Below are 13,653 nucleotides of genomic sequence, written 5' to 3'. Positions count from 1 at the left end.
AATTATCGGTTGGCCGACAGGCTCGCCAACTGCTGGGTAAGGTAATCCGACGTCGACTGCATCGATGACAGCGTGGCATCGAGTGCGACGAACTGGGCGCGGTAACGTTTTTCGATGCTGTCCAGGCGCGTTTCAAAGCGCGCAGCCTGGTCGGCGATGGTCTTGATCGATGTGTTCAGGCCATCGGTTTTGCTCTTGATCAGGCTATCCTTGCCGACGAAACCGGTGGCCAGATTGTTGAGCTGGAAGGCGAAGCCCTGCGAGAACGTGACCGTGCCGCGGTCCCCGAGCGCGCCGCCCGTGATCGATACCTGAATGCCAGTGGCGCTCGAGCCGGCCGCAGCCGTCAGGGACTGACCGTTGCCGGTGGCGGCCACGCCGCCGATGGTGCCGACCACGTCGGCGCCCTTGCTGGGCGTGGCGCTGCCGAAAATCGAATCGATCGAGCTGCCGCTCATGCTGGTCAGCGCAATATTCGAGGCCGCGCCATATTTGCTCGACGACAGCGTCAGCAGGCCATCGTCGCCGATCTTCGATTCGACCGTGTCGCCGGCGCCGGCGAACGTCGCATTGCCGTTGATCGCCGAACGCAGCAGTGCGGCCAGATCGTCCTTGTTGTAGGTGCCAGCCGGCAGCTTGACTTCCTGGGTCTTGCTTTCGGTAGCCGGCTCGGTCTGGTTCAGCGTGACGCGCCAGACGGTATTCGGGGCAATTGTCGTGCTCGCGCCCAGTGCGGCGCTGCTGGCCAGCGTGCCCTGGGTGGCCAGGCTGGTGATGTTCACGCCATAGGTCCCGGCCTTGGTCGCGGCGGTCGACTTGTCGAACTTGACCAGGCCATCGGTGGTCGAGCCCATGGCGGCGAACAGGCCGCCGAAGTCGGCCGCGTTCTCGGTGATTGCCTTGTTCAGTTTGGTCGAGTCCAGCTTCAGGCTGCCGTCCTGCTGGAACGCGATGCCGATCTGGCTCAGCGACGTCAGCTTGCCGCCCGTGCCTTCCATGACTTCGCTGATCTGGCGCCGCATCTGGGTCTGGATCGAGCGCACGCTGGCGTCGCCCTGCAGCACGCCGCCTTTTTTCGTCTCGGCGTTGTACTTGGTCAGGCCGCTCATTGTCGTGTTCAGCGCGTTGTAGGCCTTGACGAACTCGTTCACGGCAGTGCTGATCGCGGCGGTATCCTTCGAGACCGTCATCGTGCTGCTGCCCAGGCCGTTGATCTCGAGCGTGACGCCCTGGATCGCATCCTTGACGGTGGTGCTGTCGCTCTTGATCTCGATGCCGTTCATGTTCAGCAGCGTGCTCTGGGCGCCGGCGGTCTGCGTCATGCCTTGCGCACCGGCCGGATCGTAGCCGAGCAGGGCCGCCAGCGCTGGGTCGGCCGCTGCGCCGTCCTCGCCGGCCACGCTGACCTTCATCGAGGTCGCTTCGCCGGTCTTGTTCGACGTGAGCACCAGGTGATACGGCTTGTTGCTGCCGTCCGAGACGATGGTGGCGGTCACGCCCATGTCGCCCTTGTTGATGGCGTCACGAATCCCTTGCAGCGTCTGGTCGCCGGCCGCCAGCGTGATCGTCTTGCTGTTGAGCGCGCCATTCAGCGAGAAATCCGAGTCCATGTGCGCGCCGACGCTGCCGGCGGTAAAGCCCGCTGCTGCCGGGTTGTTACCGGCGACCAGGATCTGGTTGCCGTCGTTCGAGCGCAGCGTGACGCCGGCGGTGGCCGTGGTGGTCGCGCCCGCATTGACGGCATTGTCGGCGTGCTTGATGCCGCCGCGCACGGTGCCGGTGACGGTTTCGGTCACGTCGATGGTATTGCCGTCGGCCGCCGTGAATTGCAGCGTGCCATCGGCGGCGCTGCCGCTGACGGTGATGTTGGCGGCGGCCAGGGCATTGCGCGTGCCGGCGCTGGCCAGGGACGTATCGAGCGCGGCGCCGGTCAGTGGCGCGCTGCCGGTGTTCAGGTTGGCCAGCTGCACGCCGCCGACCGACAGGGCATAGCTCGAACCGGTATCGACGCTCACCTGGCCGAAACCGGCGAACAGGTCGGCGGCGGTCTCGGTGCTGCCGGCGGTGGCAACGACTCCGGTCTTGCCGCTCTGCGCATTGATGGCTTCGGCCAGCGCGCGGGCGCTGCGGGTGGTCGGGCCGGTGCTGATCGCGACGCCGTTCAGGCTCAGCGAGCCGTTGGCGATGCCGCCTGCAGCCGATGCCAGGCCCAGCGCGGTACCGGTCGCGCCGAAGGTGCCGCCGCTGACGGTACCGAACTGGAACGTGAGGTTGGTGGGGGCGCCGGAGCCGATGGTGCTGGTGGTGCTGGCCATCCCGCTCGTCTTGAGGCTTTGCGACTGGGCCAGCTGGGTGACATTGACCTTGTACTTGCCCGGCACGGCGCCGGTGGTAGCCGAGCCCGAGAACACATCCTTGTTGGACGGCGTTGCGCTCAGGCCCTGGAACGTGTTCGACTGGTTCAGCGACGTCAGGGCGCCCTGGAAAGCGCCCACCGCGGCGCTGACCTGGTTCAGGGCGCTGTTCTTCTGCTGCAACGCGGCCGTTTTCTTGGCGTAGTTGTCGAGCGGCCTGGATTCAGCCTGCATCAGCTTCGCTACAATGCCATCGATGTCGAGGTTGGCCAAGTGTTTCTCCGGTGAAAACAATAATGTAAGTCATTATCGGCAGAAACAAACCGTACTTAAGAGCGGTAAAGCCGGCTCTCTTTTTATTTTGGCCGGATCGTCAGGAATGATGTCGCAGCGCCATGTAAAAAGCGCCGCACCTGGTCGGGTGCGGCGCTTTGGGTGAGCAGCAGAGTGCGTCAGGGTGAATCAGGCATGTTGATTCAGCAGGCGTCCGACCATCTTGTCGATCGATTTGGCCATTTCCAGCGCCTCCTTGGTCGGCATCTGCCGGACGACTTCCTTCGTATCGCGGTCGATGATCTTGACCACGAGGTCCTTGCTCTCTTCGTCGATCTCGAACTCAAGGCTCTGCGCCGATTGCGGCAGCGCTTCGTTGAGTTTCTTCACGGCGGACGACACCTCGTCCCGGTCCGGCTTGGTTTCAGCTTTCTCCGGTGCTGCCCGTGGTGCCGGGGCAGCCGGTCCGCTCGCGACGGCTGGACATTCATCCAGTTTGGCGAGTGGCGACGTTGCAATGGATGGAATTTGCATGGCGTATCCTAACGAAAATTCCCCAGCCAAATTTCTTCAGCCGGGGAACCGCTTACCAAGTGGTGCTGTTACTACGCGTTAGCGATTAGCCACGCAGGAGCGACAGAACACCGTTCGGCAGCGAGTTGGCCTGGGCCAGCATCGACGTACCAGCCTGCTGCAGGATCTGACCGCGGGTCATCTTTGCGGTTTCAGCTGCGAAGTCGGTATCGACGATACGGCTGCGCGATGCCGACAGGTTCTCGGTCGACGACGACAGGTTCGAGATCGCCGATTCGAAGCGCGATTGCAGTGCGCCGTATTCAGCGCGCTGGCTGTTGACCGATGCGAGTGCTGCGTCGGCGGTCTTGATGGCCAGCTGGGCGCCTTCGAAGGTGCTGATGTCGAGGTCAGCAACCGACTTCAGGGCCGACGAACCGGTGGTACCGCCACCGTCCAGATTGAAACCGCTGGCATCGGCAACCGAGAAGCTGTTTTCCGAGTCCAGGATGATGCGGCCGGCGACGGTAGCGCCAGTGGTTTCGGTAGCGATCGGGGTTGCGATGGCAGCGCCGTCCGCATCGTAGGCACCAAGCGTTGCCGTTGCCGTCGTGTCGGTCGACACGTTTTTCACGTTGATGTCAGCGCCATCGGCGTGGGTCAGCTTCAGGCCGCCAGCATCGTCGTACGATGCGGTGATGCCGGTCTTGGCCGATTGGGCATTGAAGGCGCTGATCGCAGCGGCGTGGCCGTTTGCATCATCGGTGCCGATCGAGAACGACACTTTGACGGCGTCGGCGTTGTCACCCTTGACTTCGAAGGTGAACGACTTGCCGGCAGTGGCAACCAGGTTGGCTTCGCTTTTTGCCGTGGCGGTCACACCGGTGTCGCCGCTGACCTTGTTGATGGCGGCGACGGTCGACTTGGCCGTGCCATTCGCGACAACGGCGACGTCTTTCGAACCCGACGAACCGTTGATCGTCATGGTGCCAGCAGCAACGCCGTTCGATGCGGCGCCTGCAGCTTGCAGCGAGCTCGCGTCCAGACGGTTGTTACCGTAGGTCGACGTGGTGAAGTTCGAGCCGGTCATCGAGATCAGCTGGCCGGCATTGGCGCCAACCTGGAAGTTCGCGGTGCCCATCGAACCGTCCATCAGCTTCTGGCCGTTGAATTCGGTGGTGTTGGCGATACGGTTCAGTTCCGAGGTCAGCTGGGTGACTTCAGTTTGCAGTGCTTTGCGGTCGCTGGCCGAGTTCGACGAGTTCGACGACTGGACAGCCAGTTCGCGGACACGTTGCAGGATGTCGCCCGAGCTCGACAGAGCGCCTTCAGCGGTTTGCGCCATCGACACGCCATCGTTGGCGTTACGGGTAGCTTGCGTCATACCCTTGATTTGCGAATTCATGCGGTCCGAAATCGCCAGACCAGCGGCGTCATCCTTCGCGCTGTTGATGCGCATACCCGACGACAGGCGTTGGATCGAGGTATTCAGCTGCGACTGCGAGGTCGCCAGGTTACGCTGCGAGTTCAGGGATGCGACGTTGGTGTTGATTACTGATGCCATGGTGATTCTCCAGACTAGGTCTTACTAGGGGTGCAGCGACCGTGCTGCTGTTCACTTTGGTCCGTCGCGTTATTCAGTGACGTTCAAACCGCTGTTGTTGCTGGTAACGGTGCCCTGTGGAAAAAGTTTAGGGCCGGACGCAAAATAAATCGTTTTTTTTACCTGTCTGGAAAAACACGCGTTCAACACTTGTCATTCCGCCACGACTACCCGGTTCTTGCCGCTGCTCTTGGCCTGATACATCGCTTTATCGGCCCGCGCCATCAGCGATGCCTGCTCCTCGTTCTGCACCCGAAGCGCCACCCCGCACGAGAAGGTGATGAGCATCTTCTCGTTATCGTGCAAGAAGAAGTGTCGGGTCAGCTCGCGCTGCACCCGCACCATGGCGGCCGCCGCCGCGTCGACGGTTGTCTCGGGCAGCAGGATCAAAAATTCCTCGCCGCCGAAGCGCGCGATCACGTCCATCGCGCGCAGCGTCTCGCGCACGACCTTGACCAGGTGCTTGAGCGCGGCGTCGCCCGCCATGTGCCCGTAGGTGTCGTTCAGGCGCTTGAAGTTGTCGAGGTCCAGCAGCGCCACGCACAGCGGCGTGTTGCGGCGGTCGGCGCGCGCGCTTTCGCGCTCGAACACGTCGTCCAGGCCGCGGCGGTTCAGGCTGCCGGTCAGCTGGTCTTCGCGCACCAGCTCACTCATATGCTGCAACTCGGCTTCGAGTTCGCGGATGCGCTGCTCGGCTTCCTGCACCTCACGGTGCGCGCTCACCATGCGGTCGCGTGAGGCCAGTGCTTCGTCCTGCGCATGGCGCGTCTCGCGCAGCACGTCATTCAGCAGGGTATTGAGTTCGTTGATGTCGGTCGCGCCGCCGATGCGCTCGGAAAAGTCGCCCAGCTTGGCATGGTAGTCGCCGGTCGCGGCGGCCACCGAGCCCAGGCGCTCGACGAACGTCATCATCATGTTCTTCATCGTCGCACGCACATCGGCGATGCCATGTTTCAGATGACTTTGCTTGATGATCACGTCTTTCAGGCTGCGCGTGGCGTCTTCCAGCGCGCGCGTGTCCACGGGGCCGGCAATCAGTTCCTGCACTGCCACGACCTGGCCGCGCATATAGTTGTCGTCCTCGAGCAAGCCTTCGATATTGTCGAGCAGCAGACGGAACAGCCGCAGCAGCAGTTCCTGCTGGCCCGCGCTGTCATCCTTGCGCAGCTCGATCTGGAAACACAGCTGCTTCAGGCGCGCCTCGATGTCCTGCAGTTCGCTTTCGCCGACCGCCGTCTTGACCAGGGCGCCAAGCGCTTCGGCTTCCTTGACCTGTTCCGGGTTGTCGCTCAGCAGCGAGGCACAGGCGAACGACAGCGTGCGCGCCAGCATGTCGCGCAGCAGGCGCGTTTGGGGTTCTTCGTCGCCCATCGCCATCACCGGCGTATTGCGCCGCAGATGGCGCTCGCTCAACTGGCCAAGGGCCTGGGTGTAGCTGCTCCAGTCACCCGTCTTGACGGCGCGCGTCATGCGCCGGCCGTAGTCGGCCAGCTCGCCCGGCGTATCGAGCATGCGGCGCGCGAACCCGTTCAGTACCTCGATGGCGCCAGCATCCGGGGCCGGCGCGGGCGGCGGCGGTGGGGTGCCGGCGATCTCATCATAGATAGCGCGGTAAGCGTCCGGCGTCGGCGCGATACGGCGCGTGGCCAGACGACGGAACGCCTCGCGTGCGATGTCGGCCGGATTCGCTGCGGGCGCGGCAGTGGCGCCAGGGCCGGCTGCAGCAGGGACGGGTGTGGACGGAGTGGACATGGATTGCAGCGCGGTGCCGAGTTTGCGGGATTGACGACATGATAGGCAGTTTATTTGCCTCGCATCAATAAATATTCAGCGCCGAGGCACGTGATGGTGTGTCAGTCGACCAGGCCGTTGCGGATCGCATACGTGGTCAGCTCGGCACTGCTCCGAAGTTTCATTTTTACTAACAGGCGCGCACGGTATTCGCTGATCGTCTTGACCGACAGCGACAGTTCGCCCGCGATCTGCGTGACGGTCATGCCCGACGCGATCATCGTCAGTGTCTGGTATTCGCGGTCGGACAAGCCTTCATGGGCAGCGCTTTCATGGTCTTCGCCGATCGCGCTGGCCAGCGTTTGCGCGAGCGCGGCGCTGACATACTTCTGGCCGCCCGCCACCAGCCGGATGGCCGTGACCAGTTCGCGCGGCGCGCTCTGCTTGGTGATGTAGCCGGCGGCGCCGGCCTTGAGCGCGCGGATTGCGTACTGGTCTTCGCGGTGCATCGACAGCATCAGCACCGACAGCTCGGGCTTGTCCTTCTTGATCTGCTTGAGCACATCGATGCCATTGCGGTCAGGCAGCGAGATATCGAGCAGCATCACGTGGCAGCGCGTCTTGCCCGCCAGGCGCACCGCATCGTGGCCATCCTCGGCCTCGCCGGCGACAACGATGTCGCGCTCGTCGGCGAGGATCTGCTTGAGTCCTTCGCGCACGATGGCATGGTCATCGGCGATGCATACCCGGATGGTTACTTTTTCACTCATTCTGCTTCTTGTTCTGTGCCGGGGCCACGGACGGCGCCAGCCTGGTCTTGACGGTCAACATCGTGCCACCTCCGGGCGCCGGCGACAAGGACAGCACGCCGCCAAGCGCGCTGGCCCGTTCGTGCATGCCGCGCAGGCCGAACGCGTGCGGGCGCGCGCGCGCGGCCGGGTCGATGCCGCAGCCGTTGTCGCAGATGGCCAGCGTGAGTTCGCCGCCGTCGTGGTCCAGCGTCAGCGTGACCTGCGTCGCCCGTGCATGCCTGGCAACATTGGTCAGCGCTTCCTGGGCGATGTGAAACAGGGCGGCGGCGTGCTCCGGCGCCGGCTCCGGTATGAGTGTGGCTGGGCAGTGCGTGATCACGGTGACGCCGGTCTGGCGTGCGAACTCGTTCGCCTGCCATGCAAGCGCGCCCGCAAGGCCCAAGTCGAGCGCGCTGGCGCGCAGGCCGAACGAAATGCGATGCACCGTGTCGATCGTGCGATCGACGAGCTCGTCGATGTACTCGGCCTGGCCGGCCAGACCGGGCTGGTCGGCGGGCACGCGCGCCGCCAGCCGCGCCAGCGCCATCTTGATGGCGATGAGGTTGCCGCCCAGGTCATCGTGCAGTTCGCGCGCGATACGGGTGCGCTCGGCCTGGCGGGCGGCAGCGTCGCGGTCGTGCTGGAGCAGGGCAGGTTGGGACATGGTCGAATGATACGACAAGGGCGCGCAAGTCTCGCTACAATGCGTCCATGAACAAGGCATTTGTAAAAGAGTCGGACAACGACGACGATGATGAAGCCCTGGTGCTGGCGCAGGCGATTCCTGACGGCGCCAAGAACTACATCACCCCGGCCGGCTACCAGCGCATCAAGGATGAGCTGCTGCAGCTGATCGACGTCGACCGGCCCGAAGTCGTGCGCATCGTGCACTGGGCCGCGTCGAACGGCGACCGCTCTGAGAACGGCGACTATATCTATGGCAAACGCCGCCTGCGCGAGATCGACCGCCGCATCCGCTTTCTTACCAAGCGCATGGATTCGGCGTTCGTCGTCGACCCGAGCATCCAGCACGGCAACGACCAGGTGTTCTTCGGCGCCACGGTCCGCTATGTCAACGGGGCCGGCGAAGAGCACACCATCACCATCGTCGGCATCGACGAGCTCGATCCGCTGCACGGCAAGATCAGCTGGGTCTCGCCCGTGGCACGCGCGCTGACCAAGTGCCGCGAAGGCGACGTCGCGCAACTGCACACGCCGCTGGGCATGGACGAGCTCGAGATCATCTCGGTCGACTATCCCGAGCCGGTCGCCGACTGAGCTTGCGGCCCGGTGCTACTATGTGCGCATGAACCGACCTCATGAAGCGGCGCACGAATCGGCCCACACGACGATGCACCAACCGGCAGATCCCCTGGCAGCGCTGCGCGCCGCCACCAACGAACAGCACGACCGGCTCGACAGCGGCCTGCCGCTGTCCGGCCCCGCGCCCGATCTCCACGATTATGCGGCGCACCTGACGATGGTGCGCGACTGGCTCGCGTCGCTGCTGCCCTGGCTTGAATCATTCCCGGACGGGCCACAGCTGGTCTTGCCGCCGGTCGAACGCCTGGCGCTGATCGAAGCCGACCTGAACGAACCCGGCATGCCCCCGCTGCGTGCCCCCGCGTCTGCGGACACGTGGCCGCGCGACGCCAGCGCGGCGTACCGTTGGGGCGTGTGCTATGTGATCGAAGGCTCGCAGCTGGGCGGCAAGGTGCTGTACGGGAAACTGGCCGGTACGCTGGCGCCGCATCCGCTGCGCTATCTGAAGGGGAGTGACGCCGGGCCCGGTCCGCGCTGGCGCGCGTTCATGCTGGCGCTGAAAGAACACGTGAGGTCAAAGGACGAGATTGCCGACGCCTGCGAGGGTGCATGCGCGGCGTTTGACAGTATTCTCAGGCTGAGCCTGGACAAAAATGGCTGATCAAAACGGTAGGGTGGGCGGGTTTCCCGCCCACGCGTTCAACCGGCCTCCGCTTACCACGGAGCGAATTTGGTTTGAACGCGTGGACGGCATAGCCGCCCACCCTACGGCAACCTCCTGGGACAACGGAAATTACGTCCGTTCCCTCTCCACCCGATTCACCCCGGCCACGCGGCGCAGATTGCGAATCAGTTGCGCCAGATGCACCCGGTCGGCGATCTGGATCGTGAAGCGCAGCTGCGTCATCATGTTTTCGTCGTCCTCGTCCATGCCCACATACGTGATGTTGGCGTCGGACTCGCCGATCTCGGCAGCCACGCGGGCGAGGATGCCTTTTTCATTGTTGATCAGCAGGCGGATACGGCAGTCGAAACGGCGGTTGAGATCGTCGCCCCACTTCACGGCGATCCAGCGGTCGGGTTCTTTCGCCAGCAGGCGCTTGGCCGTCTGGCAATCGCAGGTGTGAACCACCAGCGCCTGGTCGCGGCGCAGCTGCCCCGTGATCTGGTCGCCCGGGATCGGCATGCAGCACGGCGCCAGCTGGACCGCCACGCCTTCGCTGCCGTAGATCGTCACCGGTGCGATGTCGCTGGCCGGCAGCGGTTTGCTCGATGGCAGCAGATCGGGGTCGCCTTCCATCAGGCCGAAAATCTGGCGCGCCACCAGCGTCGGCATGCGCTTGCCGATGCCGATGTCGGCATACACTTCTTCCATCGAATTGGCCGACGACTCGGCCAGCAGGCGTTCGACGACGCTGGCTGGCAGATCCGGCTTGATGTTGCGTACCGCCAGCGCCTGGGTCAGCAGTTCGAGGCCCAGTTCGGCCGACTCGTTGACGTCGACCAGGCGCAGGTGATGGCGAATCGCCGAGCGCGCCTTGCCGGTGCGGACAAACGTCAGCCAGGTAGGGCTCGGGCGCGAATCGGGTTGCGTGATGATCTCGACGATGTCGCCGTTGTGCAGCTCGGTGCGCAGCGGTTGCTCTTCGTGGTTGATCTTCACGCCCACCGTATGGTCGCCGATGCCCGTGTGGATCGAGTAGGCAAAGTCGAGCGCCGTCGCGCCGCGGGGCAGGGCGATGATCTTCGACTTGGGCGTAAACACATACACCGAATCGGGGAACAGGTCGACCTTGACGTGTTCGAGGAACTCGGCCGAGTCGCCCGTTTGCTGCTGGATGTCGAGCAGCGACTGCAGCCACGCATGGGTGCGCTGCTGCAGGTCGGACATATTCGATTCGCCCGTCTTGTACAGCCAGTGCGCCGCCACGCCGCTTTCGGCGGTGCGGTGCATGTCCTGCGTGCGGATCTGGAATTCGACGGGCGTGCCGTACGGGCCGATCAACGTCGTGTGCAGCGACTGGTAGCCGTTGATCTTGCCGATGGCGATGTAGTCCTTGAACTTGCCCGGCATCGGCTTGTACAGCGCGTGCAGGGTGCCCAGCGCGACATAGCAATTGGGCACGCTGTCAACGACGACGCGGAAACCATACACGTCAAGCACTTGCGAGAACGACAGGTGCTTGTTGCGCATCTTTTTGTAGATGCCGTACAGGGTCTTTTCGCGGCCGTGCACTTCGGCTTTCAGGCCGCTGGCCTCGAGCTGGTTCTTGACCGCTTCGAGGATTTTCTTGACCACTTCGCGCCGGTTGCCGCGCGCCGACTTGATCGCCTTGGACAGCGTCTGGTAGCGCACCGGATACAGGTGCGAGAACGACAGGTCCTGCAACTCGCGGTAGATGTTGTTCAGGCCGAGGCGGTGCGCGATCGGCACATACACTTCCATCGTCTCGCCGGCGATACGGCGTTTTTTGGCCGGAATCATGAAGCCGAGCGTGCGCATATTGTGCAGGCGGTCGGCCAGCTTGATCAGGATGACGCGCACGTCCGACGCCATTGCCAGCAGCATCTTGCGGAAGTTTTCGGCCTGCGCTTCGAGCTGACTCTGGAATTCGATTTTCTCGAGCTTGGACAGGCCGTCGACGAGGTTGGCGACCTGGGCGCCGAAGCGCTCGATCAGCTCATCCTTCTTGACGTCCTGGTCTTCGATCACGTCATGCAGCAGCGCGGCCATGATGGCTTGCGCATCGAGTTTCCACTCGGCGCAGATTTCGGCAACGGCAATCGGATGAGAGATATAGGGCTCGCCCGACTTGCGGACCTGGCCCAGGTGCATCTCGTCAGAGAAGCGGTAGGCTTCCTTGACTTTTTTAAGCTCGGCGGGGGTGAGGTATTCGGACAGCTTGGTGATCAGCTGCGTCACCGAGGCCACGCCGGGCACGATAGGGCCGGCGGGCTCGATGAAATCGGGCGGACGATTGTCTGCCCGCCGCTCGCGCGGAGCGGGGTTGCGTGAAGCGGGAGAATCTGGAGGTAACAGGTTCATTACGTTAATCGTCTGGCTGCGGTGAGATCAGAATAACAGAAGACGGGATAACGCAAATTCAGGCAACCCCGAACGTGATTACATCGGTACTTTTTTCAGCATTTCGATGCCGACTTTACCAGCGGCGATCTCGCGCAGGGCGACGACGGTTGGCTTGTCCTTGGCTTCGACCTTCGGGGTGTGGCCTTGCAGCAGCTGGCGCGCACGATACGTTGCTGCCAGGGTCAGCTGGAAACGGTTCGGGATGTTCTTGAGGCAGTCTTCGATGGTAATGCGGGCCATGTGTGCTCCTGGGTTGCTGAATGTAAGGTGACAATGAGTGAAAACAACGCGTGCGGCGCGCCTGCAACGGCGCGCTCGTCAAGATTGTGGTTGATTCGCGTGGATTCCCAGCTGGGCAAACAGCGTAGCGTTGCGGGCAGCTTGTTGGGCAAATCGGCAACGTGTCGCTTTGACAATCGCCTGCAGCTCAGCCAGGGCGACGTTAAACTCTTCGTTGATGATAGCATACTCGAAGTCGGGTGCGTGAGCGATCTCGCCGCCCGCCGCCAGCAGGCGCCGGGTGATGATGTGCGGCTCGTCGGTGCCACGTTTGTGCAGGCGTTCTTCCAGCGCTTCGATCGATGGGGGCAAAATGAAAATGCCGGCCGCGTCCGGGAACAGCTTGCGCACCTGGCGCGCGCCTTGCCAGTCGATTTCGAGCAGGATATCCGTGCCGTTTTTCATCTCCTGCTCGACCGACAGGCGGCTCGTGCCGTAGTAATTGCCGTGCACTTCGGCCCACTCGAGAAACTCGCCCCGATCGGCGCGCGTGACGAAATCCTCGGCGCTCGTGAAGTGGTATTCGCGGCCATCCACTTCGCCCGGGCGCGGTGCGCGGGTGGTGGTGGAGATGGACAGCTTGATGCCAGGTTCGTTCGCCAGCAGGGCGTTGACCAGGGTCGATTTGCCGGCGCCGGATGGCGCGGCGACGACGAACAGGCTGCCGGAAAAGGCTTGTGGGAGCATGGCGGGGGTCCTTTGTCAGTACGGTGAGTGTGCGGGTAGGGTGCCGCAGGTGTTCATGTTAACGTCGAACGCGTGGACGGCACAGCCGCCCACCCTACGCAGGTAGGGTGGACGGGTTCCCCGTCCACGCGTTCAACCGGCCTTGGTGCAGCCGACGATTACATCTACAACTTATTCCAGGTTCTGCACCTGTTCACGCATCTGCTCGATGAGCAGCTTGAGCTCCATCGATGCATCGGCCAGTTCCTTCACCGACGCCTTGGCGCCCAGCGTGTTGGCTTCGCGATTGAGCTCCTGCATCATGAAGTCGAGGCGCTTGCCGACCTGGCCACCCTTTTTGAGGATGTGACGCGTTTCGTTCAGGTGCGCCGACAGGCGCGACAATTCTTCGGACACGTCGATCCGGATGCCGTACAGGGTCACTTCCTGACGGATCCGCTCCAGCACTTCCTGGCGCGTGAGCGTCGACGGATTGCCGTGACCAGCCAGGCCGAGCGCATCCTGCATGCGGTCGATAGCCTTGTTCTGGAATTGCGAAATGACTTGCGGGATCAGCGGCGTGATGCGCTTGACGATCGCTTCCATCGATTCGATGCGCGATTGCAGCATCGTTTCGAGCGCAGCGCCTTCGCGCCGGCGGCTGTCGACGAACGCGGCGATGGTGGTGACCGTCAGTGCGGCGACGTCGGCCTGGAGCGATTCCTGGCCGATGGTCGATTCTTCGATGACGCCTGGCCAGCGCAGCAGCTCGGCCACGGTCATGGGTGTAGCTTCGGCGAAGTGACGCGCTACTTCGCTTTGCAGGCGGGCCAGGTCGGCCAGCAACGTTTGATTGAGCGCTGCGGCGCCGCCACTGACCTTCCGGCCAAACGAGACGCGCACTTCGACTTTGCCACGCTGAATTGCGGCCATGATGGCCGTCCGCAGATCGGGTTCCAGCGCGCGCAAATCGTCATTGATGCGGAACTGCAAATCGAGGAAGCGTGAGTTGACGCTCTTGATTTCGATCGTGAGGGTTCCGGCAGCGCCTTCGCTGGTGGCGACCGCATAACCTGTCATGCTTGAAATGCT

General features: G+C 63.3%; 12 protein-coding genes. 2 read left to right on the top strand and 10 right to left on the bottom strand.

Translation table 11 applies throughout. From position 1 onward, the window contains the following. Window positions 1-2 precede the first annotated feature (2 nt). The 6 genes from fliD to ACZ0AJ_RS14460 form a co-directional block, all read right to left on the bottom strand. On the bottom strand, window positions 3-2,627 hold the full coding sequence (gene fliD / locus ACZ0AJ_RS14485) for a flagellar filament capping protein FliD (RefSeq protein WP_499455204.1): 2,625 nt from the start codon (window positions 2,625-2,627) through the stop codon (window positions 3-5). A 189-nt stretch (window positions 2,628-2,816) separates the two neighbouring features. Next, entirely contained in the window at window positions 2,817-3,161 is a 345-nt protein-coding gene (locus ACZ0AJ_RS14480) for a flagellar protein FlaG (RefSeq protein ID WP_499455203.1), read from the bottom strand. Between the two features lie 85 nt (window positions 3,162-3,246). Then, window positions 3,247-4,704 (bottom strand): flagellin N-terminal helical domain-containing protein, encoded by a 1,458-nt coding sequence (locus ACZ0AJ_RS14475; RefSeq protein ID WP_499455202.1) that lies wholly within the window; start codon window positions 4,702-4,704, stop codon window positions 3,247-3,249. A gap of 192 nt (window positions 4,705-4,896) precedes the next feature. Continuing rightward, on the bottom strand, window positions 4,897-6,495 hold the full coding sequence (locus ACZ0AJ_RS14470) for a GGDEF domain-containing protein (RefSeq protein ID WP_499455201.1): 1,599 nt from the start codon (window positions 6,493-6,495) through the stop codon (window positions 4,897-4,899). Window positions 6,496-6,596: 101 nt separating this feature from the next. Next, on the bottom strand, window positions 6,597-7,244 hold the full coding sequence (locus ACZ0AJ_RS14465) for a response regulator (RefSeq protein ID WP_183555683.1): 648 nt from the start codon (window positions 7,242-7,244) through the stop codon (window positions 6,597-6,599). Next, window positions 7,237-7,929, bottom strand: coding sequence for a sensor histidine kinase (locus tag ACZ0AJ_RS14460; protein WP_499455421.1), 693 nt, complete (start codon window positions 7,927-7,929; stop codon window positions 7,237-7,239). Before ACZ0AJ_RS14460 ends, ACZ0AJ_RS14465 begins: the two co-directional genes overlap by 8 nt. A gap of 47 nt (window positions 7,930-7,976) precedes the next feature. Here ACZ0AJ_RS14460 and greB point away from each other — a divergent pair, with 47 nt between their 5' ends. Further along, window positions 7,977-8,543, top strand: coding sequence for a transcription elongation factor GreB (gene greB / locus ACZ0AJ_RS14455; RefSeq protein WP_183555681.1), 567 nt, complete (start codon window positions 7,977-7,979; stop codon window positions 8,541-8,543). 28 nt (window positions 8,544-8,571) lie between these two features. Continuing rightward, window positions 8,572-9,189 (top strand): biliverdin-producing heme oxygenase, encoded by a 618-nt coding sequence (locus ACZ0AJ_RS14450; protein ID WP_499455199.1) that lies wholly within the window; start codon window positions 8,572-8,574, stop codon window positions 9,187-9,189. Between the two features lie 132 nt (window positions 9,190-9,321). Here the strand turns inward: ACZ0AJ_RS14450 and ACZ0AJ_RS14445 are convergent, their stop codons facing one another. The 4 genes from ACZ0AJ_RS14445 to ACZ0AJ_RS14430 all read right to left on the bottom strand — a co-directional run bounded on the left by ACZ0AJ_RS14445 (window position 9,322) and on the right by ACZ0AJ_RS14430 (window position 13,641). Beyond that, complete coding sequence (locus tag ACZ0AJ_RS14445) at window positions 9,322-11,574, bottom strand: RelA/SpoT family protein (RefSeq protein ID WP_499455418.1); 2,253 nt, start codon at window positions 11,572-11,574, stop codon at window positions 9,322-9,324. Window positions 11,575-11,652: 78 nt separating this feature from the next. Continuing rightward, entirely contained in the window at window positions 11,653-11,856 is a 204-nt protein-coding gene (rpoZ, locus tag ACZ0AJ_RS14440; protein ID WP_019922806.1) for a DNA-directed RNA polymerase subunit omega, read from the bottom strand. Between the two features lie 78 nt (window positions 11,857-11,934). After that, complete coding sequence (gene gmk / locus ACZ0AJ_RS14435) at window positions 11,935-12,582, bottom strand: guanylate kinase (RefSeq protein WP_183555679.1); 648 nt, start codon at window positions 12,580-12,582, stop codon at window positions 11,935-11,937. 171 nt (window positions 12,583-12,753) lie between these two features. Then, the gene (locus ACZ0AJ_RS14430) at window positions 12,754-13,641 is read right to left on the bottom strand and encodes a YicC/YloC family endoribonuclease (protein ID WP_499455198.1); all 888 of its coding nucleotides are present in this window, start codon (window positions 13,639-13,641) and stop codon (window positions 12,754-12,756) included. Window positions 13,642-13,653 lie beyond the last annotated feature (12 nt).

Source organism: Telluria sp. AC161 (genome assembly GCF_979258535.1).
The sequence above is the reverse complement of the archived record's forward strand: the minus strand, read 5'-3'. Positions and strand labels throughout refer to the sequence as shown.

What these genes read in the sequence shown, in the direction of transcription:
- ACZ0AJ_RS14480 (WP_499455203.1), bottom strand. Translation starts at nt 3,161, where the DNA reads ATGCAAATTCCATCCATTGCAACGTCGCCACTCGCCAAACTGGATGAA.
- ACZ0AJ_RS14475 (WP_499455202.1), bottom strand. Translation starts at nt 4,704, where the DNA reads ATGGCATCAGTAATCAACACCAACGTCGCATCCCTGAACTCGCAGCGT.
- ACZ0AJ_RS14470 (WP_499455201.1), bottom strand. Translation starts at nt 6,495, where the DNA reads ATGTCCACTCCGTCCACACCCGTCCCTGCTGCAGCCGGCCCTGGCGCC.
- ACZ0AJ_RS14465 (WP_183555683.1), bottom strand. Translation starts at nt 7,244, where the DNA reads ATGAGTGAAAAAGTAACCATCCGGGTATGCATCGCCGATGACCATGCC.
- ACZ0AJ_RS14460 (WP_499455421.1), bottom strand. Translation starts at nt 7,929, where the DNA reads ATGTCCCAACCTGCCCTGCTCCAGCACGACCGCGACGCTGCCGCCCGC.
- greB (WP_183555681.1), top strand. Translation starts at nt 7,977, where the DNA reads ATGAACAAGGCATTTGTAAAAGAGTCGGACAACGACGACGATGATGAA.
- ACZ0AJ_RS14450 (WP_499455199.1), top strand. Translation starts at nt 8,572, where the DNA reads ATGAACCGACCTCATGAAGCGGCGCACGAATCGGCCCACACGACGATG.
- ACZ0AJ_RS14445 (WP_499455418.1), bottom strand. Translation starts at nt 11,574, where the DNA reads ATGAACCTGTTACCTCCAGATTCTCCCGCTTCACGCAACCCCGCTCCG.
- rpoZ (WP_019922806.1), bottom strand. Translation starts at nt 11,856, where the DNA reads ATGGCCCGCATTACCATCGAAGACTGCCTCAAGAACATCCCGAACCGT.
- gmk (WP_183555679.1), bottom strand. Translation starts at nt 12,582, where the DNA reads ATGCTCCCACAAGCCTTTTCCGGCAGCCTGTTCGTCGTCGCCGCGCCA.
- ACZ0AJ_RS14430 (WP_499455198.1), bottom strand. Translation starts at nt 13,641, where the DNA reads ATGACAGGTTATGCGGTCGCCACCAGCGAAGGCGCTGCCGGAACCCTC.